Raw genomic sequence first — 22,862 nt, forward strand, 5'->3', positions numbered from 1 at the left:
CGACACCCCTCATCAAAACCGACCAAATAGGGACAGGTGCGCTACAGCCCCAGGCTCTGCCTGGTAGCGGCACACGTGAGCTCGCCGTGCTTAACGCCGCGCAGGCCCAGCAGACGGTCGGCCAGCTCGTAGACGCGCTCGCCGCGACCCTTGAGCGCCAGAATCTCCAAGCAGTTGTGGTGATCCAGATGCACGTGCATGGTCGATACGATCTCGTCGGTGTAGTCGTGCTGCACTTCGTCCAGACGGCGCGTCAGGTCGCCGGTATGGTGGTCGTAAATCATGGTGAGCGACCCGATAACATGCTCATCGGGCGTGCGCATCTGCTCCTTGGCAATCGAGGCGCGAATCAGGTCGCGCACGGCCTCGGAGCGGTTGGCCACGTCGCCGCGGCGCGCGATCTGCTCGTCAAAACGGCGCAGCAGGTCGTCGGGTGCGGTAACCGAAAAACGGACCAGCTCGGAACCGGAGCCACTACAGTGGCAGCCCGCGTCACCGTCCGCCCCGTGCGGATGCTCGTGCTCGTACCCGCAGCAGTGCTCGTGTTCGGCCACCTTACACCAGCTTCACGGAGCCGACGGAGTTGTGGTCGGCCTCGATGGCTTCCTCGTAGCCCTCGAGCGCGTCATGCGCCTCGTGCAGCGCGGCCATGGCGGCCTCGAGCTTGGCGCCGATGCGCTCCATGTCAAAATTCTCGGTCGCATGTAGCAACTGATGGCTCCATTCGTGAGCGAGCTCGATGGTGTCGTCGACCTGTTTGACGCTCATGGCAAGCTGGCTCATGTTCATTCCAACATCATGCATGGGAAATCTCCTTTTGTATGGGGCAGTTCAGTGGTTCAGATTTTACTACGCCCGCTTTGCGCGCAGCTGCATAAGAAAACGGGTACGAGTCTGTGCGACCCGCACCCGTTCACTGGGGGCTGTTTGTGACTACCATACTATCCGTGGTTGCACTCGGTGCATCCAGAAGTCCGGCGAGCGGTGCAAAAGCGCTCATGGACGGCGGGTAAGTAACAAGCGTATTACAGATGCTTCTCCAGCAGCGCCTGCAGCCTCGCCTTGGGCAGAGCGCCAACCGAGCGGTCAATCTCTTCGCCGTTCTTAAACACAATCAGCGTGGGGATGCTCATGACGCCATACTTCATGGCCAGGTCCTGGTTGTCGTCGACGTTGCATTTGGCAACGGCAAGCTTGCCCGCCAGCTCATCGGCAACCTCGTCAACGATGGGCGAGAGGGATCGACAGGGCCCGCACCACGGTGCCCAAAAATCGACCAGCACGGGCAGGCTGTCGTTAACGACGGAATCGAAATTCTCGGGGGTAATCTGCTTAATGTCAGCCATGGTGACCTCCATAATGCGACGCGGCTTGGCCGCGTAAAACTCAGTACGACCGTGCTTATACCCAGCCGCCCGCAAAGCAACCACTCGCGGGCAGCTCTTTTATATAATGGTGGGCACGCAAACGATTGGAGAGCGCATGTCCACGTCACAAAGCCAGAAAAAAGAAGCCATCGCCCAGGCGGCCGAGCAGGAGCTCACATCGCTTGCGGTCCGTGGCGTGCGTATCGCGGGCAACGCGTGCTCGCCGATCGTGCTGGTCAAAGGCGATTTGGACGAGGCCGAGCGTTCGGGTGGCGAGCTTGCCGCCGGCCCGGATGGCGCGGCGTTGCGCAAGGCGCTTGGGGCCATCGGCTACGCGCCCGAGGATTTTTGCGTGCTGGCAAGCGTCGCCGGCGCAGGCGACGGAGCGGTCGCGGTGGGCGAGACTCTGCCGTGCGAGCTGTTCCGTGAGGCGCTTGAGGCTTTGGACCCCGAGGCGGTGCTACTGCTCGACAACAACGCGGCTGACGCCATGCGCGAGACCTACGCCGATATGCTCGTGGCGATCGATGACTTCGACACCGCCATGCTCAAGCCCGGCTTGGTCGCCCATGTGCAGGGTCGCCGCGTGCTCGCGCTCGACGGTTTTGAGGCGGCACTCACCGACAAGGCCGCTAAGCAGCGCATGTGGGCCTACATCAAGCAGCTGACTCCGGCGGCCGCTCCGCTGTAGCGAGCCCGCGTCGACAAACGACCCCGAGCGGGCGAGCCGTACCCGCGGAACGCAAATCCGTCGCGCCCGCGCCCTTACATCACAGCGCGCAGCTCAAACCGATCGCCGTTAATGCGGAACTGGCAGTTGCCGTTCATGCGCTCCACGGCGAGTTTAATGCTCTTGGTGCCAAAGCCGTGACCGGCGTGCTGAGCCACGGGCATGCCGTCGACCATGTGCGGCGCCCGTCCAAATGTGTTGGAAACCGAAAGCAGCAGCTGCCCGTCCTCAAACCGCAGATCAAGATCGACAAAGCGCTTGCCCTCGGGGGCGGTGCTCGCCGCGTCAATGGCGTTTTCCAGGGCATTCGAAAGCACGCTGAACAGGTCGACATCGGCCACATGCACGCTCTGGGGCACGGCGGCGCGCAAGTCGGCGGAAATGCCGCGCTTGCTGATATCCGAGCCAAACGACGAAAGCGCGATGTTGACGGTCTCGTTGGCGCTGTAGCGGCGCACGGCGGTGCGGTCGTTGGCCTCGCATAGCGTATCGATGCGATCGAGCGCCTCGTCGGTGCGGCCTTCTTCGATCAAGACGGCCAGACCGCGCAAGAAGTGCCGCATGTCGTGGCGCAGAATCGACAGCTCGCGTCCGGACTGGCGCCATGCATCGAGTTCCTTCATGGCCGAGCTATCGCGTGTCTCGAGCATCCAGCGTTCACGCTCGGCAGCCTCTTTTTCTTCGTATTCACGCAGGTAGACGGCGAGGAACATAAGGTAGAACGCACAGAGCGCAAAGGCCAAAAACTCAACCGTCACCACCGAGCCCGAGTGGAACAGCGTGGTGTAGACGTTGGTGGCGTAGTCAAAGATGTAATAGACGAGCGGCAGGATTAAAAGGATGCCCAGCTCGGTGGGGCTTTTAATCGCCAGGCGGGGTCCAATGTCGCCGGCCCAATGCGGCAGGACGGCAAAGACGCCGAGCGTGGTAGCGATGCGTGCCAGATAGTACGCAATCTGAGAATCGGTTGCGGCAAAGGCGGCGATACCCATCCAATTGCTGAACTGACAGCTCAGATAGGCACTCGTAATGCCGAGCGCGGCAAGCAGCGGGCTCAGACGATAGCGCACACAGGTAGACGATAAGCGGCAGGTGCACGACAAGCGGATAAGCCTGACGGGCAAAAAGCTCTCCGCCTACGACATTGGCGATCGAAAAGGCAGCGCCTGTTGCGGCTCCGACCCCCACCAACTCGAGTGCATGGCGTCGATTAATTTCGATACCGCACAGCGCCGCCGAGGCAAAGACGCCAAAGAGTAGCGTTGTGGCGTGGTGGATTGCCCAAAGGACCATTTCGACCGAGGAGATCATCAACGCCTCCCGCCCTCAAAGCGCACCGCAAAGTAGGCGTCTTGGAATCCCTGCTTGCAGCTGCGCGAAAGCGGGATGCACGCGCCCGAGCGCATGACGATGTCCGTGCGATCGAAGTGATCGATATTGCGCAGGTTGACCTGGTAGCTGCGGTGGCATTTAAAGAAGACCGCGTTTTGCGCCAAACGGTCCTCGACGCTGCGGAACGACTCGAGTGCCTCGATATCGCGCCCGTCGCGCAGATGGAAGACCACGTGCTTGTTGCGCGCCTCGGCATATTCGATGTCGGACAGGCGCAGGGCGTGGTAGCCAAAGGACGTTTTGATCACGAGCTCGTCGGTTGCCGCCGGGCGCATGCTCGAAAGCTCGTCGAGTAACTGCGCCAGGCGTTCGTAAGTCACGGGCTTGAGCAGATAGTCGAAGGCGCGGACCTCGTAGGACTCCAGAGCGAACTCGGGCGACGAGGTAAGGAACACCAGACGCACGGCGGTATCGGCCTGGCGCAATTCGCGCGCGGTGTCCATGCCGTTGACGAGCGGCATGATCATGTCGAGCAGGATGATGTCGGCGCGCGACGCGGCATGGCGCGCCAGCAGGTCCTCGCCGCGCGTAACGAGCGCAACATCGACCGCCGTGCCCGTCTCGGTCGACCAACGGTCGATCATCCGGTGCAGTCTATCTAGAAAAGCGACGTCATCGTCGCAGGCAATAATCTTGAGCATTCGGCCCCCTTAGTAATTCGATTTTGCCACATTGGGCGCGTACCGCTCGCGGGGGTGCGCACCGTTTGCGCCCCACGGCGTGCAACTCGCGCCAAGCGGCAGGGCGTTAGAAAGTGCAGCAGCAAAATAATCCGTGGATAAACATGTCAATACATGCTGGTGGCTGGCCGGGGAACACGCCAGCCGCCAGCGCCAAACGATGCCAGACATCGCGAAGCATAGGGATAAAGGGAGCTGCACGATGAGGGAGAAGAAGATGGGGATGCGCACTGTGTTGACGCGCCTGCTGGGTATCGCCACCGTGGCCTGCGCACTCGTGGCGACGCCAGCGGTGGCCAGCGCCGAGACTCAGATCATGCCAGACGGGGTGAAGGCGGAGGTGCTGCCGCTTACGCAGGCCAACAACGAATCCATCCAAATCTCCGAGCCGGGCAGTTACGTACTTAAGACGGCTGAGGGTAAGGTCATGCCATCTTCGGGTTGCACCATCGACGCGCCGGATGCGTCTCGGATTAATCCTGTGAGGATCTACATCGATGGCACGGTCTACGTGAACGATAAGATTAACTGGCGGGTTGAGCAAACTTGATGGCTGTTCAACATCAAACAGGGTAGCAATATGCCCTCAATGTTGCACGAAGCGCCAGCTGCAACATAAACGGCGGCGATTCGCGAGCGGACGGATCGTCGCGCGTTTCGCGGCAGCGAGCAGTCGCTTGGTATCCAACTGGCAAATGACGAGCTCGCGAAACTGCTCGAGGTCCCTCTCGCCGAGCCCCTCTTCAATCTGAGGGGCAGGTATCGCGATCAATTCAACAAGCCGCTGTACGTGGGGCAGCAATATATCATCGGGTCGCGATACACCTTTTCGATGTAGCGTCGCGAAGGGCGCCCTTCGCCGTTGCGGCGCACGAGTGGATTCAGGAGAACCATCATCATGGTCCAAGGAGCCTTCCCTTCAAAGCTGTCATCTTCGATATGGACGGCGTCATCGTCGATACCGAGGCGTATTACCAGATCGAGCAGCGCGAGTTCTTCGAGGAATTCGGCATCGAGGTGACCGACGAGGAGCTGTTGGCGACCGTGGGCGTCTCGTTCCAGTCGTTCCAGCGCTCCCTCGTCGACTGGTTGGGCCGCATCGGGCGCGTGGTGACGCCGGACGAGGCCCTGCGCATCTATCGGGATTGGAAGAACGGGCGCGAGGTCGATTACGCCGCACTGATGAATCCCGGCGTGCACGAGGTCTTGGCGGGTCTCAAAGAGCGCGGCGAGCGCCACACGCACGCCGGGCGCTCGTTTTCGGCAAACGCTTTCCTTCTTGGAAGGGAAAAGCCGGGTATGGAACCCGTCCCATCGCCGCTGGTACCATAGCTAGGCGAGAGGAGGTCAAAGCCGATGGACGTGCAGCTGGCGCGATTTGCGCTCCACATCATGGAGCACGAGGGCATCAAGCCCGCTGAGCTTGCCGAGGCGTTCGGCGTGAGCGTTCGTACCGTGCGCAACCATGTGCAGGCGGTCAATCGCAGCCTTGAGGGCGTCGCGTCTATCGACCTTGCGCGCGGGCGGGGCTATACCGTTTCCGTCGCCGACGAGCAGGCGCTTGATGCGATATTCGAGCAGGCGCGCAAGCAGCGGCGTGCGTCGTTGCCCCAGACGGCCGAGGCCCGCGTCTCCTATCTCCTCAACGATTTGCTCTCGCGCAGTGATTACATCGCCATCGACACACTGGCGAGCGTCCTTTATGTATCCCGGACGAGCATATCGAACGATTTGAAACAGGTCGAGGAGCGCTTGGCGCAGTTTGGCCTCGCCATCGACAGGCGCAGCCATCATGGCATCAAGGTCATCGGATCCGAGATGGCCAAGCGTCTGTGCCTCGCGAGCCTCGCCATGGAGGGCTCGGATGAGCTGAAGGGCGCGGCGCGCCTCTCGGTCGACGCCGAGGCGTATCGTGCGCTGTTCGACGTGGTTTCCGATTGCGTCGACGACGTGACGACCGAGGAACGCTTCGCCATCAACTCGGTCGCCTACCGCAACCTCATCACGCATATCGTCATCGCTTTGTTGCGGATACGCGAAGGTTGCTATGTGCCCATGGAGGGCGAGCAGCTCACCGAGATTCGGAAGTCCCCGAGTTTCCCGATTGCCCGGCGCATCTCCGATGCCATCGGCGCACGCACCGGCGTCGTTTTGCCCGACGAGGAGGTCGCCTATATCGCCATCCATCTGGCGGGCAAGCGCCTGCTCGGGGATTTCGATGCCGGGGATGATCAGGAGGCGGGGCTTGTCATCTCGGATGAGGTGTGGGATGTCGTGACGGGCATGCTCGACGCGGTGTGGCGCACGTTCCGATTCGACTTGAGGCACGATTTGGAGCTGCGCATGAATCTCGCGCGCCATCTCGTGCCGCTCGAGGTGCGCTTGCATCACCATCTGCATCTCGATAATCCCATCTTGGGGGACATCAAGTCGCGTTTTCCGCTTGCCTATTCCATGGCCGTCGAGGCGGGCTCCTCGTTGGCGGCGCATTATGAAGCTGAGCTTTCCGAGGAAGAGATTGGCTACATCGCTCTCTCCTTCGCCTTGGCGCTCGAGCGCCAAAAGACCGATGCCCCCAAGAAACGCATTCTGGTGGTCTGTGCCTCGGGCTCGGGCAGCGCCCGGCTGCTGGAGCACCGCTATCGTCAGGAGTTCGGTTCGTACGTCGAGCATATCGAGACATGCGATGCCGCCCACGTGCGCTTCGTCGACTTCTCGCGCATCGACTATGTGTTCACGACGGTTCCGCTTGCCGAGGAGGTGCCGGTCCCGGTACGCCAAGTGGGCTATTTTCTGGACGCGGCAGAGGTGAGCGACGTGCGTGAAATCCTGCTTTCCGATTCGCGGCGGTCGGATGCCCGCCCGCTGTTCTGCGAGGAGCTTTTTCTGCCGCATGCGTCGTGCTCGACGCCCGAGGAGGCAATCGAGCTGCTGGTCGGCAAGGCCTCGCGCGTCTACGACCTTTCGCCCGATTTCCTCGATTTGGTGTATCGCCGCGAGCAGACGGCTCCGACGGCATTCGGCAACCGGGTCGCCATGCCGCACCCGCTCGAAGCGGCGAGCACGCAGAGCTTCGTGGCCCTCGCCCTCACCGACGAACCCATCATCTGGGGAGGTCGCGAGGTGCAGGCGGTGTTCCTCGTCTCAATCGCCCGCGATGCGACCGACGTCTCCGAGGGCTTCTTCTCGGCGATGTCTGAGCTGGTTTTGAGCGAGGCGTTCATCGACCGCCTGCTTTCCGAGCGCTCTTGGCAGACGCTCATCGAGTTGGTCGATCCCATCGAGTCGTGCTCCGCACGATAGCCCATACGTTTTCCATTGAGATATTTGCAAACCGAGAGGGAGGTGAAAACCATGGCAGAGGAGGAACAGAGCACCGAGATGATCTCCTTCGGCATCATCGCTTCGGCGGGTCAGGCGCGCAGCCTCGCCTTCGAGGCGCTGAAGAAGGCCAAGGAGCATGATTTCGAGGCGGCGAAGGCCCTGCTCGAGCAGAGCAAGGAGGCCGCGCTCGAGGCCCATCACGTGCAGACCCAGCTTCTTTCCAAGGAGGCTTCGGGCGACCATACCGTCGTCGACGTGATGCTCGTGCACGCCCAGGACCATCTCATGACCTCGATGCTCGCACAGGAGCTGGTCGAGGAGATCGTGAATGTGTATCGCGAGCTCGACGCGACGCGCGCCGAGTAATGCGGGCGGGATGGCGCGCTCAAGGCCGCCGTCTTTGTTGATACGACCATTATGCAAGGAGAATCAAAACAATGAAGGTATTGCTGGTTTGCGCCATGGGGATGTCCACGAGCATTCTCATGAAGAAGCTTGAGAAGTATGCCGCTGAGCAGGGGATCAATTTCAGCATCGCCGCCCAGAGCGTCAACACGTACAAGACGGTCTGCCATGAGTATGACTGCATCCTCATGGGTCCGCAGATTTCCTATCAGAAGGACAACATCGCCGCCGAGTCCGGCATGCCGGTCGCCGTCATTCCGCCGACCGATTACGGCACGGGCAACTGCGCCAATATCATGAAGCTCATCGAGTCTCTCGTCCAGGGCTAGATACCCGTCTCGATCGAAGAGAAACGGAACACCAATGTCCAAACTTGACAACCTGTATCAATCCCCAGTGATGATGAAGCTGCAGGAATGGGGCGGCAAGCTCCAGGCCAACAAGGCCCTGTCCGCCATCAGCGGTGGCATGATGGCGGCCATGGCGGTCATCCTCGCCGGCGCCATCTTCACCGTCGTCGCCACGCTGCTGGATATCGTAGGCGTGCTCGAGACGACCGACGCCGCCTATATGTGGCTCACCACGCCCTATAACATGACCATGGGCATCCTGGGCGTCGTCGTGGCCTTCGCCGTGGGCTACATCTACTCCAAGAACTTGGAGATGGAGGGCGCGCTGGCGAACGGCATCGTCACCATGATTCTCTTCCTGCTCGTGTGTGCTCCCGTTCAGAGTGTCACCCTGCAGGATGGCTCGACCATGAGAGTGCTCGCCACCACCTACCTTGGCGGCACCGGTCTCTTCACCGCGCTCATCATCCCGCTGGTTTCGGTCAAGATCATCGATTTCTGCCAGAAGCATCACGTGAGCCTCAAGATGCCCGACGCGGTTCCGCAGTTCCTTTCGGACGCTTTCGCGACCCTCGTGCCGCTCGTCATCTGCATCCTGCTCTGGCATGGTCTCAACACACTTGCCCAGATGACCATCGGCGTCGTGCTCCCGGGCGCCATCGCCGGTATCCTGTCCATCCCGCTGACGCCCCTCATGTCGGTGCCCGGCATGTTCGTACTCGCGTTTGTGTGCCAGCTGCTCTGGAGTCTCGGCATCCACGGCGCGATGGTGCTCTCTCCGGTCATCATGGCCCCCATGATCCAGTTCTACACCCAGAACGCCGAGCTCGTCGCCTCCGGCCAGGCTGCCATGTTCGCTCCGATCGCCCTGTATGGCGTCATGTCTTGCTGCGGTGGTAGCGGCAACGTGCTGCCGCTCGCCGTGCTTTGCATGCGTTCCAAGTCCGAGCAGCTTCGCGCTGTGGGCAAGGCCGGTATCGTTCCTGCGGTGTTCAACATCTCCGAGCCCATGGCGTTCGGTACTCCCATCATCTATAACCCCATCATGGCCATCCCGTTTATCCTGAACCCCATGATCATCATGTTCTTTGCCTATATCGGCTACTCGCTCGATTTCTTCCAGCCCGGCCACCTGCTCATCATGACGCAGCTGCCGATCATCATGCAGAGCTTCATGCCCTCCCTTGCGTGGCAGAACCTCTTCATTGCCCCTATGGCCTTCGTCATCGCCTTCTTGGTCTACCTGCCGTTCGTGAAGGTGTATGACCATCAGCTGTGCGAGAAGGAGGCTGCCGAGAAGGCCGCTTCCGAAGCGTAGGGACCATCTTGGCGCATGTGCGCATGTGCCCCACTCTCTGCGGGTGACTTGTGATTGGGGCGCGGCTCTTCGAGTCTCGCCCCTCGTTGTATTTGGAGGTATTCCATGGGTAGATTTCCCGATGGATTCTTGTGGGGCGGCGCCATCTCGGCCAATCAGATCGAGGGCGCATGGGATGTGGACGGCAAGGGCGTCTCGGTGCCTGACGTGTGCACGGCCGGTTCGCATAAGGTCGACAAGCGCATCACGCCGACCCTTGAGCCGGACACGTTCTATCCGAGCCACGAGGCGTGCGATTTCTACCATCGCTATCGCGAGGACATCGCGATGCTCGCGGAGATGGGCTTCAAGGCGTTGCGGCTCTCGATTGCGTGGACGCGCGTCTTCCCTACGGGGGAGGAGGCGGAGCCCAACGAGCTCGGTCTGGCGTTCTATGATCGCGTGTTCGACTGCTGCCGCGAGCACGGCATCGAGCCCATCGTGACGCTCAGCCATTATGAGATGCCCTATGCGCTGGCGAGCAAGTACAACGGCTGGGCCGGCCATGAGCTCATCGCGTGCTTCGAGCGCTTTTGCGCCTGCGTGTTCGAGCGCTATCGGGGCAAGGTGCGCTACTGGCTCACGCTGAACGAGATGAATACGGGCATCGGTCGCGGCGGGGCCGTGCTCAACTTGAGCACCGTCCGCGGGTACGAGGGGCCCGTCAACGGCCTGCCCGATAACCCCGCCGAGCGCTTCCAAGCGCTGCACCATATGCTCGTCGCTGCCGCGCGCGTGACGGCTCTGGCCCACGAGCGCTATCCCGAGTACCGCATCGGCTGCATGTCCTCGTTTGCGCTCATGTACCCCTATACCTGCGATCCCGATGACGCGGTGCTCGTGCAGCAGCGCATGCGCGTGGCCAATTGGTTCTGCTCCGATGTTCAGGTGCGAGGATACTATCCCAGCTACATGAGGCGCCACTTTGCCGAGAGGGGCATCGAGGTCGCGATGGAGCCGGACGACGCCGAGACGCTCGCGCGCGGCACGGTCGACTTCGTCACGTTCAGCTACTACATGTCGGTCTGCCTCTCCGCGCATCCCGAGAAGCTCGAGACGACGGGCGGCAACTTCGCCTTCGGCGCAAAGAATCCCTACCTCAAGACGAGCGACTGGGGTTGGCAGGTCGATCCGGTGGGCCTGCGCTGGTCGCTGAATGCCATCTGGGATCGCTATCAGAAGCCCGTCATGCTCGTGGAGAACGGCTTGGGTGCCTACGATACGGTCGAGGAGGACGGTTCCATCCACGACCCGTACCGCATCGAGTATTTGCGCCAGCACATCGAGCAGATGGCCGAGGCGGTGGCCGACGGCGTCGACCTCATGGGTTACACCTCGTGGGGCCCCATCGACTTGGTGAGCGCCTCGACCGGCGAGTTCGCGAAGCGCTACGGTTTCATCTACGTCGATCGCCACGATGACGGAACGGGCACCTTCGAGCGCAGCCGCAAGGACTCGTTCTATTGGTACCAGCGCGTGATCGAGACGAACGGCGAGGATCTCGGCGGGGAGGTCTCCCATGCGTGAGGTGCGGTTGGGCATTTCCCTCTACCCGGAATTCGCCTCTGCCGAGGCGTGCCGAGAATACCTGCGCCTCGCCGCCCGTCACGGCTATCGCGTGCTGTTCGTGGCGCTGCTCGGCGTCCGCGATGAACGCGATGAAGTCACGGCACGTTACCGGGCTTTGACCGACGAGGCGCATGCGCTCGGCTTCGAGGTGTTCTGCGACGTGAACCCTTCGGTGCTTGCGCGATTCGGCGTGAATGCGAGCGTTTTGCGCGGCAAGCTCGATCTGGGATTTCTCCAGGAGATAGGCTGCGATGTCATGCGTCTCGATCTCGGTCTCTCCGAGATGGAGGAGGCGTTTCTCACGCGCAACGAGGCGGGCATCGGGGTGTGCCTCAACGCCTCGGCAAACGCGTGCGACCACATCGGGGCGCTGCTCGCGAGCGGTGGGGAGCCGGCGCGCATCGTAGGCTGCCATAACTACTATCCGCATCGCTACACGGGTCTGACGCTCGAGTATTTTCTGACCTGCTCGCGTCGGTGGAAGGAGCGCGGGCTTCCACTCCAGGCATTCGTGTCATCGCAGGAGCCGGAGGCCTTCGGCCCGTGGCCGGCATGCGACGGTTTGCCTACGCTTGAGATGCATCGCGATCTGCCCGCCGCCGTGCAGGCCCGTCACCTCGTGCAACTCGGCTGCGTGGATGACATCATCGTGGGCAACTGCTTTGCGAGCGAGCGCGAGCTTGCGGCAATCGCTGCGGGCGTCGCAGCCCCGATGGCGTTCACCTTGCATCGCGCTCCCGGTTTGCCGAAGGAGCTTGAGCGGCGCCTGCGCCTCGGCCTGTCGTGTCGTCCCGAGCAAAACGGCTATCTCGTGCGCACCGTCGAGAGCCGGATGGTGAAAGGGGAGGTCGCTCCCTTCAACACGGTCGATATCCGGCGGGGCGATGTGCTCGTGGACAACGACGGTTACGGCCAGTATGCCGGCGAGGTTCAGATTGCGCTCGCGGCCATGGAAAACAGCGGGCGGACGAATGTGGTGGGGTATATCGATGGCGCGGAGCTCATGCTGCTCGACGGCCTGCGTGCGGGCACGCGCTTCACGTTCAATGTGGTCTAACCGTCCGGACTGCGGCGGGGCGGTTAATCGAGTTGCGCGATGCGCCGCCCCGCGCATCTGCTGATTACAATCGCAAGAGACGCACGCTCGTCTCCGCAAGAGCGGGGGCGAGCGTTTGCGTAGAGGTGCCGCGGATCTCGGCGAGCAGGGAGAGCGTGTGGGCGAGCGAGGCTTCCAGCTCTGCGGCGGAGCAGGGGGCATCGAGCCATGCGGGCGCATCCGTCTCCAAGAGCAGTGCGTCTTCCGGCAGTTGGCGCGCGTAGGCGCGCCCGCGCCTGGTCGCGAGCATGCACTCGTTGACCGAGACGAGGCACCCGAGCGCGCGCAGGCGGTTCAAGTCCTCGCCGCTGCCCGAAAACCAGTGGAAGATGCAGGTCGCGTGCGCGGGGAGGCCGTGGCGCTCGAGGATGTCGAGCGCTTCTGTGGCGGCGTGTACGGCATGGATGGACACGACGCGGCCCGCGCGCGGCTGCGCGGCGCAGGCGGCCACGATGCGGTCGAAGGCGCAGAGCTGCGCCGCGCGCGTCGATGCATGGGCGCGCGAGAAGTCGAGCCCGACTTCGCCCACGAATTCGTGGGCGGCGGCTTGGGCGGCCGCCCACGCAGCCGTCTTCTCGCCGGCAGGGCCCGCCTCGACGCGCTGGATTGGCAACACCTATTTGGACGATTCCGGGAGGGACAGCCCCGCTTCCCTGAACTCGACCGGCGACATGTAGCCCAGCGTCGAGTGGATCCTGAAGTTGTTGTACCAGTTCACGTAGTCCGAGAGCTTGGCCCGGAGCTCGCGCGTCGTGCCGAACGTCTCGCGGTGGACGAGCTCGGCCTTCAGTATCCTGTTGGTCGACTCGTCGACGGCGTTGTCGTAGGGGCAGCCCTTGGCCGACAGCGACCTCTCTATGCCGAAGGTCTCGAGCATCAGGTCGATCTCGGCGTTGTCGAACTCGCTGCCGCGGTCCGTGTGGAAGACCTCGATGTCCGCGCTGCGCCGACATGGGGCAGCGGCCCCCGTTGGCCGCCATGGCCCTCACTTCCGAGCGTATACCGGCGCCGCTCGTCTTAAGACGTCGACCTCCATCCGGAACCTGCGGTTCTCGCGCTCGGGCTCCAGGATCCGGTTCTGCTCGGGCGTGCGGTTGTCGGCGGCGCGCGGCGAGCCGGTCGCGTTTATCGACTTGATCCACCTCTCCACGGTGCTCTTGCCGAGGTCGCACTCGTCCATGGCCTCGCGCCTGGGCTTTCCGGCGTTGTGGAGATCGACTATCTTCCTCTTGAACTCGTCGGTGAAATGCCTCGGTCTGGGGCCGGTCGAGGCCGAGCCCCCGGTCCGGCTGGGGTAGCATGTCGCTGCGGACCACTGTCTTTCCTCTCGTTGAATATCTAGGCGCTGACGATTCTAGGCGATGGCCCTCTCTTGCTTCTTACACCTCGATTGTGCTCGCTACCCCCAGCGGGTCCGGATCGAGCGATCCGGACCCGCTTTTGGGGTTTGCCGGAAACCCGGTGGTCAAAAAAGGCCAAATATGAGTACTGTTACCAGTTTAGTGGCAGCCAAATGGCCTCCAAAATCGGTGCCAGCGGCCAAAAGTGCATCGATTTTCGTCCTTCAGAGTCGTGATCGGGCTCCAAACAAGGCGATTTTGCTGCTCTGGACCGGAAAATCGCTGCTACTAATTTGGTGACAGTACTCATATTTGGCCTTTTTTGACCACCGCCCCTTGGCCCAGGACAAAACGGGCCGCTCGAATCTTGGGGCGGGTCCATTTTCGGCTATCCTCAGCTTGCCAGTTCGAAAATGGATCCGCCCCAAGATTGAATCTTTATTCCAACTTTACACCTAGGTTTACAGCTGTCTTGTCAGCTGTAAACCTAGGTGTCATACTAAAGCCCCAAGATTCGCCAAAAGAGAGGGGCCTTGATGGCACAGAGCGCGAACATGGATGCGTCGGAGCTTGCACGCGACATTGCGGCCGGCCTGGCATCGGCAACGACGGCAACGGAGCGCGCGGCATTGGTGCCCGCAGAGCTCGTCGAGGCCATTCAGCAACTTAAAACCCAGCGCGACGCGGTGATCCTGGCGCACTATTACGTGGCGCCCGAGGTCCAGGCTGTGGCCGATTACGTCGGCGACAGCTTCTACCTGGCTAAGCTCGCCAAGAGCCTGCCGCAGCAGACCATCGTGCTGTGCGGCGTGGAGTTTATGGGCGAGAGCGCCAAGCTGCTCAACCCCACCAAGACCGTGCTGCTGCCCGAGCCGGGCGCGGACTGCCCCATGGCTCATATGGTCAAGCGCGAGACGGTCGACGCGGCGCGCGCCGAGTACGGCGACGACCTGGCCGTGGTCTGCTACGTCAACTCCACGGTCGAGATCAAGAGCTGGAGCGACGTGTGCGTCACCAGCTCCAACGCCGTCAAGATCGTGTCCGAGCTGCCGCAGCAGCATATCCTGTTCATTCCCGACCAAAACCTCGGCCGCTTCGTAGCCGAGCAGGTGCCGCAAAAGCACGTCATTCTCAACAACGGCTACTGCCCGCGCCATCACATCATCACCGTCGAGCAGATCGTCGACGCGACGGAGGCCCACCCCGACGCGCTCGTGCTGGCGCACCCCGAGTGCAAGGCCGACGTCCTGGCCGAGGCCGACTACATCGGCTCCACCGCCGGCATCATCAAGTATGCCGAGGAGTCCGACGCGAGCGAGTTCATTATCGTGACGGTTCGCGGCGTGCTCTACGAGCTCGAGCGCCGCTGCCAGGGCACCGGCAAGAAGTTCTACTTCCCCGCGGTGCAGCCCACCTGCGTCAACATGGACCTCATCACGCTCGAAAAGCTCGTGCGCTGCCTGGAGACGGGCGAGGGCGAGGTGCAGATCGGCGTCTCGGACGAGGCGGCAGACCAGGCCAAGCTCACGCTCGACCGCATGCTCGAGTACGCAGCACGCTAGAACAATGTGGCATGAGGGACGGTTCCTTATGTCACATTCAAGGGAGAGGATTCCTGTGGAAACCAAGCAATACCCCGATATGGAGTGCGACGTCGTCATTGCCGGCTGCGGCGTGGCGGGCCTGTACGCGGCGCTCAACCTGCCGACGAGTACGCGCGTGATCATGCTCTCCAAGGGCGCGGTCGACGAGTGCGATTCGATGCTCGCGCAGGGCGGCATCTGCGTGCTGCCCGAGGGCTCGGACTACGATGCCTTCTTTGAGGACACCATGCACGCCGGCCATTACGAGAACCGCCGCGAGAGCGTCGACATCATGATCCGCTCGAGCCGCTCGGTCATCAACGACCTGCTAGCGATGGGCGTGGATTTTGAGCGCAAGGCCGATGGCGGCCTCGACTTTACCCGCGAGGGCGCGCACAGCCGCCCGCGCATCGCCTTCCATGCCGATATTACGGGCAAGGAGATTACGACCAAACTGCTCCAGGCTGTCCGCAAGCTGGACAACGTGCAGATTCTCGAACACGTTGCCATGACCGATATCCTGACTGCCGAGCGCGATGGCGCCACGGCGTGCACCGGCGTCGTCGCCGTTTCCGTGGACGAGGACGATTCAGCTCGCCCCGCCGACGAGCTGACAAATGCCGCTGAGGACGTGCATGCCGGCGAGCCCTTTAAGATCCATGCCCGCCATACGCTGTGGGCAACGGGCGGCATCGGCGGCGTATACGACCACTCGACCAACTACCCGCAGCTCACGGGCGATGCCTGCTATATCGCTCAGGAGCATGGCATTAAGATGGAGCACCTGGACTACGTGCAGATCCATCCCACGGGACTGTTCTCGCCGCAGCCGGGCCGCACCTTCCTGATCAGCGAGAGCTGCCGCGGCGAAGGCGCGATTTTGCTCAACGCCGCCGGCGAGCGCTTTACCGACGAGCTGCAGCCGCGCGATGTTGTCGCCGCCGCTATTCGCGAGCAGATGAAGCAGGACGGCACCGAGCACGAGTGGCTGAGCTTTGCCCCCGTCGAGCGCGACGTGGTGACCGGGCATTTTGCCAATATCCGTGCGCGCTGCCTGGAGGACGGACGCGACATCCTGGACGAGCCCATCCCTGTCACACCCACGCAGCACTACTTTATGGGCGGCGTATGGGTCGACAAGGACGGCCGCACCTCGATGTCCGAGCTCTACGCCGCCGGCGAGACGGCTTGCAATGGCGTGCACGGCAAGAACCGCCTGGCTTCTAACAGCCTGCTCGAGTCCCTAGTTTGGGGCCGCCGCGCTGCTTGGCGTATGCGCACCGGCGAGTCGCTGACCGTGGAGCAGGCCGGTGAGCCCGCACTTGACGGGCGTCACCGCGCCCTGAGCGCCGATACCCTTGCAATCGATGATTTGGCCCGTGCCGCCGGCACGCAGGCCGTGGAGGAGTAGACCATGAATCCCATTACCATGAAGCTCGTCGTCGATGATCTGATTTTGCGGGCTCTGCGCGAGGACATCACGTTTGAGGACGTGAGCACGGCGAGCGTGTGCCCCACGGCGCGTCCCGCTACCGTTGAGCTTATCGCCAAGGCCGACGGTATCATCGCGGGCTTGGATGTGTTCGCTCGCACCTTTGAGCTGCTGGATTCGCAGAGCTCGGTGCTGTTTGATGTTGCCGACGGTGACGAAGTGCACGCCGGCGACCACGTGGGCCAGGTGCGCGGCGATGCGCGCGTGCTGCTTTCGGGCGAGCGCGTGGCGCTCAACTACCTGCAGCGCATGAGCGGTATCGCTACCTATACGCACAGAATGGCAGCGGCGCTCGAGGGTACCAAGACCGTGCTTGTCGACACACGCAAGACCACGCCGGGCATGCGCGTCTTCGAGAAGGCGGCGGTCGAGATCGGCGGCGGCAGCAACCATCGCTACAACCTGTCGACAGCCGTCATGCTCAAGGACAACCACATCGATGCCGCCGGTGGCGTGACGCGCGCGATCGAGATGGCGCGCGCCCACGCGTCGTTTACCACGACGGTCGAGATTGAGTGCGAGAACCTGGACATGGTACGCGAAGCCGTGGAGGCCGGTGCCGACATTATCATGTTCGACAACATGACCCATGACGACATGGCCGCCGCCATCGAGCTTATCGCCGGTCGCGCCAAGACCGAGTGCTCGGGCAACGTGGACGCTAACAATATCCGCGCGCTTGCCGACCTGGGCGTCGACTACATTAGCTCGGGCGCCCTGACGCACTCCGCGCCGATCCTCGACCTCTCGCTTAAGCACCTGCGTCTGCTGGACGGTAAATAATGAACGCCCGCGAGCGTCGCCGTGCCATCATGGGCGTGCTCGAAGGAGCCAAGGAGCCCGTTTCGGGCAGCGCACTTGCCCGCGAGGTTGGCGTGAGCCGTCAGGTCGTGGTTCAGGATATTGCCCTGTTGCGTGCCGATGGGCACGATATCGTGGCGACCAACCGCGGCTACGTGCTGCAGGAAGCCGCGAGTAGCCCCGCCGTGCCCACGCGTCTTGTTAAGGTGCGCCACAGCGTGGAGCAGGCGGGCGACGAGCTTACGAGTATCGTCGACGCGGGTGGCGCCGTGCTCAACGTGATCGTCAATCACCGCGTGTACGGTAAGATCACGGCCGACTTGGACATTCGCAATCGTCGCGATGTTGAGCGCTACCTGCACGATATCGAGAGCGGCAAGAGCTTTCCACTACTAACGGTGACGAGTGGCTATCACTTCCATCGCATTGCGGCTGAGGATGAGCAAACCCTCGACGAGATCGAGGCCATACTCAAGGAGAAAGGCTATTTGGCAGACCTGATGCCCTACGAGGACGATCTGTCGTAGCCGATGCTGCAAACGTCCCTAAGCGGCAATCTGACGTTCAATCGTCGGTCGCGTACCAAAGTACGCTTCCCTCCTCTTTCACGTCACCTTGCTCGCTTAGGGACGTTTTCGCTGACGTGAGCTCAACCTGCGATGGTGCCTAATTGGTTATCCGCACAAAAAAGGAGGCCTCCGCGGCGATGCGGAGGCCTCCTTTTTTGTGCACGGTGTACTTTTGAGTGTGCAAGTGCGGGAGTTGTTACTCCTCGACGATCTCGGTGATCGCGCCAGCGGGGCAAGCGTCCTGGCAAGCGCCACAGGCGACGCAGGAGTCCTCGTCAGCGACGGTGGCGACGTCCTGGAGCTCCAGAACGCCAGCGGGGCAGGAGTCGACGCAAACGCCACAAGCGATGCACTCGTCGGCATCAATTACGGGATGAGCCATGGTAGTTTCCTCTCTGTTGACCGACGCTACAGACGATGCGCGCCGGTTTGATTCGGGCAAAAACATACCACGGGAGCGACCGTTTGCAATACCCTCTGGCCGGCATCTTCATACCGTTCGCCGAGTATGCCAAGGTTTACTAAAAAACGCGCAGGTGGGGCCGCTGAGCTGCGCAAATGTTAGCTAAAGGTGACTTGAAATATTGAGCTATTGAGCGCGCCTGCGGAAAGGGCATCCCGTTATTTGGCCGAAAAACGGGTCGCAGCTTCCGGTTGGACCGCCCGGCGGAAACTGTGTCCCAGAATTCGCGCTCAGACCGGGATACCCTTTCCGCAAGGCAGCCCCAGGCACCTTCGGACCCAAACCTCAGCCATCTCTACATAGATCTCAATAGATCTGCCGAGAACTCAATCAGTGCGTCTACCTGCGCATTCGAGAACCTAAACTCTTAGAGATAAGAAATCTTATATGAATTGACTTAGATTTTGTATATTCCGGTCCATAAGGGGATACACTACATCCTGAAAGACAAGCCGAAGCGCCGCGCGACAGACCGTCGAGGTGGCGCGAACGCACAAGAGAGAGGGAATTTCTAATGGGTAAGATTCTTGGTATCGACCTTGGTACTACTAACTCCGCAATGGCCGTTCTCGAGGGCGGTTCTCCGACCATCATCGTGAACGCCGAGGGCGACCGCACCACCCCGTCCGTCGTGGGCTTCCGTGCCGACGGCGACCGCGTCGTGGGCAAGGCCGCTAAGAACCAGGCGGTCACCAACCCCAAGAACACTGTGTTCTCCATCAAGCGCTTCATGGGCCGCAAGTACTCCGAGTGCACCTCCGAGATCAAGACCGTGCCGTATGAGGTCAAGGAGGGCCAGGGCGGCCGTGCCGTCGTCGACATCGAGGGCAAGGATTACACCGCCGAGCAGGTGAGCGCCATGACGCTCGCAAAGATGAAGGCCGACGCCGAGAAGTATCTGGGCGAGACCGTCACCGACGCCGTCATCACCGTCCCGGCCTACTTCAACGACGCCCAGCGTCAGGCCACCAAGGATGCCGGTAAGATCGCCGGCCTCAACGTCAAGCGTATCGTCAACGAGCCGACCGCTGCTGCTCTGGCCTATGGCCTGGACAAGCAGGGCACCGACCAGCGCATTCTGGTCTTCGACCTGGGCGGCGGCACCTTCGACGTCTCCATCCTCGACCTCGCCGACGGCGTGTTTGAGGTTCTGTCCACCTCGGGCGACAACCACCTGGGCGGCGACGACTGGGATCAGCGCGTCATCGACTGGATGGCCGATAAGTTTCAGCAGGAGAACGGTGTCGACCTGCGTCAGGACCCCATGGCCCTGCAGCGTCTGAAGGAGGCCGCCGAGAACGCCAAGAAGGAGCTCTCCGCAGCCCAGCAGTCCACCATCAACCTGCCGTTCATCACCATGAACCAGTCCGGCCCGCTGCACCTCAACTACACGCTGACCCGCGCCGAGTTCGAGAAGATCACCCGCGACCTGCTCGAGCGCTGCAAGCAGCCTGTCACCAACGCCCTGCGCGACGCTAAGCTCAAGCTCTCCGATCTGACCGAGGTCATCCTCGTCGGCGGCTCCACCCGTATGCCCGCCGTCCAGGAGCTCGTCAAGACCATGACCGGCAAGCAGCCCAACATGTCCGTGAACCCCGACGAGGTCGTTGCCGACGGCGCTGCCGTCCAGGGCGGCGTGCTCACCGGCGACGTCGAGGGCATCCTGCTGCTCGACGTTACCCCGCTGTCGCTGGGCGTCGAGACCATGGGCGGCATCATGACCAAGATGATCGACCGCAACACCACGATCCCGACCTCCAAGACCGAGGTCTACTCCACCGCTGCCGACAACCAGACCAGCGTCGAGATCAACGTGCTCCAGGGCGAGCGCGAGCTTGCTCGCGACAACAAGTCGCTCGGTAAGTTCCAGCTGACCGGTATCCCGGCTGCCCGCCGCGGCGTGCCGCAGATCGAGGTCACCTTCGACATCGACGCCAACGGCATCGTCAAGGTCTCCGCTAAGGACAAGGGCACCGGCAAGGAGCAGCAGATTACCATTTCCGGCTCCACCGCTCTGTCCGACGACGAAGTCGATCGTATGGTCAAGGACGCCGAGGCTCATGCCGAGGAGGACAAGAAGCAGAAGGAAGAGGTCGAGGTCCGCAACCAGACCGATAGCCTGTGCTACTCCACCGAGCAGACCCTCAACGAGCTGGGCGACAAGGTTTCCGCCGACGTGAAGTCCAAGGCCGAGGCCGCTATCGCCGATGCCAAGAAGGCGCTCGAGGGCTCTGACGTCGAGGCCATCAAGGCCGCTGGCGAGTCCCTGCAGTCCGTGGCCTACGAGCTGGCCCAGGTTGTCTACGCCGACGCTCAGCAGCAGACCGACGGTGCCGCCGGCGCCCAGCCTGCCGACGATGACGTGGTCGACGCCGACTACGAGGTTGTGGACGACGAGGACAAGTAATCATGTCCGCCCGTAAAGCTCGCACGGAGGCGGCCGCCGCTGGCGCCGCCCCCGTTGACTCTGAGGAGAAGGACGTGAAGATTCCCGTAGAGGCCGTCGACGATACCGAGGCCAACGAGGCCGAGGCCGCCGAGGCTGCCGAGAACCAGGTAGAGGATTCCAACAAGGAGGCGACGATGACCGAGGACGAGATGGTGGAAGCCGCTATCCGCGCCGGTGAGGAAGCCGCCGACAACGACTTTAAGCTCAAGTTCGAGCAGGCCCAAAAGGAGCTTGCCGACGTGCGCAGCGAGCTCGATGCTGCGGCAGAGGCCCAGAAGGCCGCCGAGGACAAGGCAAAGGACGCCACCGAGCGTACCGCCCGTCTGCAGGCCGACTGGGAGAACTTCCGTCGCCGCACTGCCAACGAGCGTATCGCCGAGCGCGAGCGCGCGACCGAGAAGCTTGTCACTGCGCTACTGCCGGTGATTGACGATATCGAGCGCGCGATCGACCATGCCCGTAGCCAGGAGTTTTCCGACGATTTTAAGCAGTTCGTCGATGGCGTCGACGCGGTGCATGCCAAGCTGCTCGATGTGTTTGCGCACGAGGGCGTTGAGCCCATCGATCCCAAGGGTGAGGCGTTCGATCCGCTCGAGCACCAGGCCGTGGGTCGCGTCGAGGACGCATCGCAGTACGACGAGACCGTCAACGACGTGTACCAGAAGGGCTACCGCATGGCGGATCGCATCCTGCGTTCCGCGATGGTGACGGTGACCTACGGTGGCGAGAAGCGCCCCGCACCGGAGCCCGAAGCGGCGCCCGAGGATGCCGCGGCCGATACGGCCGAGAGCACCGAGGAGTAATTGAGAAGGGCCCCGGGGCAACACCCGGGGCCCTTTCTGGCCTAGTGCCATATGAAAGCATGAACCGCCGCCCGCTGTGCGGCGGATGAAACAGGAGAGGAGCTACGATGGCTGCAGGCAAAACCTTCTATGACATCCTGGGCGTATCCAAGAGCGCCTCCGACAAAGAGATCAAGAGCGCGTTTCGCAAGCTCGCGCAAAAATATCACCCCGATGCCGGCGGCGACGAGGCCAAGTTCAAGGAGATCAGCGAGGCCTACGAGACGCTTTCGGACGAGAAGAAGCGCAAAGAGTACGACCAGATGCTCATGTTCGGCGGCATGCCGGGCGCGGGCGGCGCGTATGGCGGCGGCTACGGTGCCGGCGCGGGCGCCAGCGGCTGGGGCGATATCTTCGACAGCATCTTTAGCGGCAACGGCGCCTGGGGTAGCGATTGGGGCTCGGGCTTTGCCGGGGCTGCGGGCGCTGCCAGCGCCGGCGCAGGTCGCAGCCGCGCTCGCAAGGGCGGCGACCTATCGCTGACCGTCGATGTGACGGCCGAGGACGCGTTTCGCGGCGTGACGCACAAGGTCACCTATCGCATTCCCTCGACAGGCGAGCAGCAGACCATCACGGTCTCGGTGCCCGCGGGCGCGGTCGACGGCGGCAAGCTACGCTACAAGCGTCGCGGCGAGTATGGCGTTGCGGGTGGCGAGCGCGGCGACCTGGTCGTGACCACGCATGTGGAGGAGCACCCGCTGTTTAAGCGCAAAGGCGCCGACGTGACCATGGAGGTACCGGTCTCGGTCTACGAGGCGGCGCTCGGCTGCACGGTGGACGTGCCGACGCCCGGCGGTGCGACGGTCCGTTTGAAAGTGCCCGCGGGTACCCAGACGGGCAAGAAGTTCCGCTTTAAGGAGATGGGAGCGCCCGACGTTAAGCACCGTGGCCGTACGGGCGCGCTGCTCGTCGAGATCAAGGTGCAGGTCCCCACGAACCTATCCGATGACGAGCGCGATGCCATGACCAAGCTGCGCGAGGCCGACACGCGCGACTATCGCGAGAAGGTCAACCGTTACAAGGCGACGTACTAGGGCGGCCGTGGCGCACGCC

Annotated in this window: 26 protein-coding genes; 17 read left to right on the top strand and 9 right to left on the bottom strand. The window is 62.4% G+C overall.

Annotated features, from left to right (window positions below; genetic code table 11):
* Positions 1-41 precede the first annotated feature (41 nt).
* The 3 genes from nikR to trxA all read right to left on the bottom strand — a co-directional run bounded on the left by nikR (position 42) and on the right by trxA (position 1,346).
* Positions 42-554 carry a nickel-responsive transcriptional regulator NikR gene (gene nikR, locus DXD39_RS06635; protein WP_199572135.1) on the bottom strand — a complete coding sequence of 171 codons (513 nt, stop codon included), beginning with the start codon at positions 552-554 and terminating at the stop codon, positions 42-44.
* A 1-nt stretch (position 555) separates the two neighbouring features.
* Positions 556-804: a hypothetical protein gene (locus DXD39_RS06640; protein ID WP_006235225.1), complete on the bottom strand. Its 249-nt coding sequence runs from the start codon at positions 802-804 to the stop codon at positions 556-558.
* Positions 805-1,025: 221 nt separating this feature from the next.
* Complete coding sequence (gene trxA / locus DXD39_RS06645; protein WP_117735375.1) at positions 1,026-1,346, bottom strand: thioredoxin; 321 nt, start codon at positions 1,344-1,346, stop codon at positions 1,026-1,028.
* 136 nt (positions 1,347-1,482) lie between these two features.
* Here trxA and DXD39_RS06650 point away from each other — a divergent pair, with 136 nt between their 5' ends.
* On the top strand, positions 1,483-2,058 hold the full coding sequence (locus DXD39_RS06650; RefSeq protein ID WP_117758618.1) for a hypothetical protein: 576 nt from the start codon (positions 1,483-1,485) through the stop codon (positions 2,056-2,058).
* Between the two features lie 74 nt (positions 2,059-2,132).
* On the opposite strand, the gene DXD39_RS06655 is transcribed toward DXD39_RS06650, so the two are convergent.
* Complete coding sequence (locus DXD39_RS06655) at positions 2,133-3,167, bottom strand: GHKL domain-containing protein (protein WP_117803557.1); 1,035 nt, start codon at positions 3,165-3,167, stop codon at positions 2,133-2,135.
* A gap of 240 nt (positions 3,168-3,407) precedes the next feature.
* Positions 3,408-4,130: a LytTR family DNA-binding domain-containing protein gene (locus DXD39_RS06660; RefSeq protein WP_117803558.1), complete on the bottom strand. Its 723-nt coding sequence runs from the start codon at positions 4,128-4,130 to the stop codon at positions 3,408-3,410.
* A 256-nt stretch (positions 4,131-4,386) separates the two neighbouring features.
* Here DXD39_RS06660 and DXD39_RS06665 point away from each other — a divergent pair, with 256 nt between their 5' ends.
* The 9 genes from DXD39_RS06665 (at position 4,387) to DXD39_RS06705 (ending at position 12,231) form a co-directional block, all read left to right on the top strand.
* A complete protein-coding gene (locus DXD39_RS06665) occupies positions 4,387-4,719 on the top strand; it encodes a hypothetical protein (RefSeq protein ID WP_147347903.1) in 333 nt (110 codons plus the stop codon).
* 78 nt (positions 4,720-4,797) lie between these two features.
* Positions 4,798-5,007: a UTRA domain-containing protein gene (locus tag DXD39_RS10420; RefSeq protein WP_117742962.1), complete on the top strand. Its 210-nt coding sequence runs from the start codon at positions 4,798-4,800 to the stop codon at positions 5,005-5,007.
* Positions 5,008-5,099: 92 nt separating this feature from the next.
* On the top strand, positions 5,100-5,501 hold the full coding sequence (locus tag DXD39_RS06675) for an HAD family hydrolase (protein ID WP_369832334.1): 402 nt from the start codon (positions 5,100-5,102) through the stop codon (positions 5,499-5,501).
* 24 nt (positions 5,502-5,525) lie between these two features.
* Positions 5,526-7,472, top strand: coding sequence for a BglG family transcription antiterminator (locus DXD39_RS06680; protein ID WP_117742914.1), 1,947 nt, complete (start codon positions 5,526-5,528; stop codon positions 7,470-7,472).
* 51 nt (positions 7,473-7,523) lie between these two features.
* Positions 7,524-7,859 carry a PTS lactose/cellobiose transporter subunit IIA gene (locus DXD39_RS06685; protein WP_117742913.1) on the top strand — a complete coding sequence of 112 codons (336 nt, stop codon included), beginning with the start codon at positions 7,524-7,526 and terminating at the stop codon, positions 7,857-7,859.
* Between the two features lie 71 nt (positions 7,860-7,930).
* Positions 7,931-8,227, top strand: coding sequence for a PTS sugar transporter subunit IIB (locus tag DXD39_RS06690; protein ID WP_117742912.1), 297 nt, complete (start codon positions 7,931-7,933; stop codon positions 8,225-8,227).
* Positions 8,228-8,261: 34 nt separating this feature from the next.
* Positions 8,262-9,566, top strand: coding sequence for a PTS sugar transporter subunit IIC (locus DXD39_RS06695; RefSeq protein ID WP_117742911.1), 1,305 nt, complete (start codon positions 8,262-8,264; stop codon positions 9,564-9,566).
* A gap of 105 nt (positions 9,567-9,671) precedes the next feature.
* Positions 9,672-11,132 carry a glycoside hydrolase family 1 protein gene (locus tag DXD39_RS06700; protein WP_117803561.1) on the top strand — a complete coding sequence of 487 codons (1,461 nt, stop codon included), beginning with the start codon at positions 9,672-9,674 and terminating at the stop codon, positions 11,130-11,132.
* On the top strand, positions 11,125-12,231 hold the full coding sequence (locus DXD39_RS06705) for a DUF871 domain-containing protein (RefSeq protein WP_117742909.1): 1,107 nt from the start codon (positions 11,125-11,127) through the stop codon (positions 12,229-12,231). Before DXD39_RS06700 ends, DXD39_RS06705 begins: the two co-directional genes overlap by 8 nt.
* Before the next feature lie 64 nt (positions 12,232-12,295).
* Here DXD39_RS06705 and DXD39_RS06710 read toward each other — a convergent pair whose 3' ends face one another.
* The 3 genes from DXD39_RS06710 to DXD39_RS10310 all read right to left on the bottom strand — a co-directional run bounded on the left by DXD39_RS06710 (position 12,296) and on the right by DXD39_RS10310 (position 13,450).
* The gene (locus DXD39_RS06710) at positions 12,296-12,886 is read right to left on the bottom strand and encodes a TatD family hydrolase (RefSeq protein ID WP_117803562.1); all 591 of its coding nucleotides are present in this window, start codon (positions 12,884-12,886) and stop codon (positions 12,296-12,298) included.
* The gene (locus DXD39_RS10305; protein WP_233541129.1) at positions 12,887-13,147 is read right to left on the bottom strand and encodes an IS3 family transposase; all 261 of its coding nucleotides are present in this window, start codon (positions 13,145-13,147) and stop codon (positions 12,887-12,889) included.
* A gap of 108 nt (positions 13,148-13,255) precedes the next feature.
* On the bottom strand, positions 13,256-13,450 hold the full coding sequence (locus DXD39_RS10310) for a hypothetical protein (RefSeq protein ID WP_233541130.1): 195 nt from the start codon (positions 13,448-13,450) through the stop codon (positions 13,256-13,258).
* Positions 13,451-14,146: 696 nt separating this feature from the next.
* On the opposite strand from DXD39_RS10310, the gene nadA reads away from it, so the two are divergent.
* The 4 genes from nadA to DXD39_RS06735 are packed head-to-tail and all read left to right on the top strand — an operon-like array spanning position 14,147 to position 18,013.
* Positions 14,147-15,172, top strand: a complete 1,026-nt coding sequence (gene nadA, locus DXD39_RS06720; protein WP_117583639.1) for a quinolinate synthase NadA — start codon at positions 14,147-14,149, stop codon at positions 15,170-15,172.
* Positions 15,173-15,227: 55 nt separating this feature from the next.
* On the top strand, positions 15,228-16,604 hold the full coding sequence (locus DXD39_RS06725; RefSeq protein ID WP_233541131.1) for an L-aspartate oxidase: 1,377 nt from the start codon (positions 15,228-15,230) through the stop codon (positions 16,602-16,604).
* 3 nt (positions 16,605-16,607) lie between these two features.
* A complete protein-coding gene (gene nadC / locus DXD39_RS06730) occupies positions 16,608-17,468 on the top strand; it encodes a carboxylating nicotinate-nucleotide diphosphorylase (protein ID WP_117803564.1) in 861 nt (286 codons plus the stop codon).
* Entirely contained in the window at positions 17,468-18,013 is a 546-nt protein-coding gene (locus DXD39_RS06735; protein WP_117803565.1) for a transcription repressor NadR, read from the top strand. Before nadC ends, DXD39_RS06735 begins: the two co-directional genes overlap by 1 nt.
* A gap of 238 nt (positions 18,014-18,251) precedes the next feature.
* On the opposite strand, the gene DXD39_RS06740 is transcribed toward DXD39_RS06735, so the two are convergent.
* The gene (locus DXD39_RS06740) at positions 18,252-18,437 is read right to left on the bottom strand and encodes a DUF362 domain-containing protein (protein ID WP_006235216.1); all 186 of its coding nucleotides are present in this window, start codon (positions 18,435-18,437) and stop codon (positions 18,252-18,254) included.
* 595 nt (positions 18,438-19,032) lie between these two features.
* Between DXD39_RS06740 and dnaK the strand changes: the two genes are divergently transcribed.
* The 3 genes from dnaK (at position 19,033) to DXD39_RS06755 (ending at position 22,843) form a co-directional block, all read left to right on the top strand.
* Positions 19,033-20,925 (top strand): molecular chaperone DnaK, encoded by a 1,893-nt coding sequence (gene dnaK / locus DXD39_RS06745; RefSeq protein WP_117637945.1) that lies wholly within the window; start codon positions 19,033-19,035, stop codon positions 20,923-20,925.
* Positions 20,926-20,927: 2 nt separating this feature from the next.
* A complete protein-coding gene (locus DXD39_RS06750) occupies positions 20,928-21,770 on the top strand; it encodes a nucleotide exchange factor GrpE (RefSeq protein WP_117803566.1) in 843 nt (280 codons plus the stop codon).
* 107 nt (positions 21,771-21,877) lie between these two features.
* The gene (locus DXD39_RS06755; RefSeq protein ID WP_117803567.1) at positions 21,878-22,843 is read left to right on the top strand and encodes a DnaJ C-terminal domain-containing protein; all 966 of its coding nucleotides are present in this window, start codon (positions 21,878-21,880) and stop codon (positions 22,841-22,843) included.
* Positions 22,844-22,862 lie beyond the last annotated feature (19 nt).

Origin of the sequence: Collinsella sp. TM04-29, assembly GCF_003466565.1 — a bacterium.
GTDB lineage: Bacteria > Actinomycetota > Coriobacteriia > Coriobacteriales > Coriobacteriaceae > Collinsella.

Coding starts and splice junctions, on each gene's coding strand:
- DXD39_RS06735 (WP_117803565.1), top strand. CDS start 17,468: ATGAACGCCCGCGAGCGTCGCCGTGCCATCATGGGCGTGCTCGAAGGA.
- DXD39_RS06705 (WP_117742909.1), top strand. CDS start 11,125: ATGCGTGAGGTGCGGTTGGGCATTTCCCTCTACCCGGAATTCGCCTCT.
- DXD39_RS06650 (WP_117758618.1), top strand. CDS start 1,483: ATGTCCACGTCACAAAGCCAGAAAAAAGAAGCCATCGCCCAGGCGGCC.
- dnaK (WP_117637945.1), top strand. CDS start 19,033: ATGGGTAAGATTCTTGGTATCGACCTTGGTACTACTAACTCCGCAATG.
- DXD39_RS06750 (WP_117803566.1), top strand. CDS start 20,928: ATGTCCGCCCGTAAAGCTCGCACGGAGGCGGCCGCCGCTGGCGCCGCC.
- DXD39_RS10310 (WP_233541130.1), bottom strand. CDS start 13,450: ATGGACGAGTGCGACCTCGGCAAGAGCACCGTGGAGAGGTGGATCAAG.
- nadA (WP_117583639.1), top strand. CDS start 14,147: ATGGCACAGAGCGCGAACATGGATGCGTCGGAGCTTGCACGCGACATT.
- DXD39_RS06685 (WP_117742913.1), top strand. CDS start 7,524: ATGGCAGAGGAGGAACAGAGCACCGAGATGATCTCCTTCGGCATCATC.
- DXD39_RS06640 (WP_006235225.1), bottom strand. CDS start 804: ATGCATGATGTTGGAATGAACATGAGCCAGCTTGCCATGAGCGTCAAA.
- DXD39_RS06690 (WP_117742912.1), top strand. CDS start 7,931: ATGAAGGTATTGCTGGTTTGCGCCATGGGGATGTCCACGAGCATTCTC.
- nadC (WP_117803564.1), top strand. CDS start 16,608: ATGAATCCCATTACCATGAAGCTCGTCGTCGATGATCTGATTTTGCGG.
- DXD39_RS06700 (WP_117803561.1), top strand. CDS start 9,672: ATGGGTAGATTTCCCGATGGATTCTTGTGGGGCGGCGCCATCTCGGCC.
- DXD39_RS06740 (WP_006235216.1), bottom strand. CDS start 18,437: ATGGCTCATCCCGTAATTGATGCCGACGAGTGCATCGCTTGTGGCGTT.
- DXD39_RS10305 (WP_233541129.1), bottom strand. CDS start 13,147: ATGCTCGAGACCTTCGGCATAGAGAGGTCGCTGTCGGCCAAGGGCTGC.
- DXD39_RS06755 (WP_117803567.1), top strand. CDS start 21,878: ATGGCTGCAGGCAAAACCTTCTATGACATCCTGGGCGTATCCAAGAGC.
- DXD39_RS06665 (WP_147347903.1), top strand. CDS start 4,387: ATGGGGATGCGCACTGTGTTGACGCGCCTGCTGGGTATCGCCACCGTG.
- trxA (WP_117735375.1), bottom strand. CDS start 1,346: ATGGCTGACATTAAGCAGATTACCCCCGAGAATTTCGATTCCGTCGTT.
- DXD39_RS06660 (WP_117803558.1), bottom strand. CDS start 4,130: ATGCTCAAGATTATTGCCTGCGACGATGACGTCGCTTTTCTAGATAGA.
- DXD39_RS06695 (WP_117742911.1), top strand. CDS start 8,262: ATGTCCAAACTTGACAACCTGTATCAATCCCCAGTGATGATGAAGCTG.
- DXD39_RS06680 (WP_117742914.1), top strand. CDS start 5,526: ATGGACGTGCAGCTGGCGCGATTTGCGCTCCACATCATGGAGCACGAG.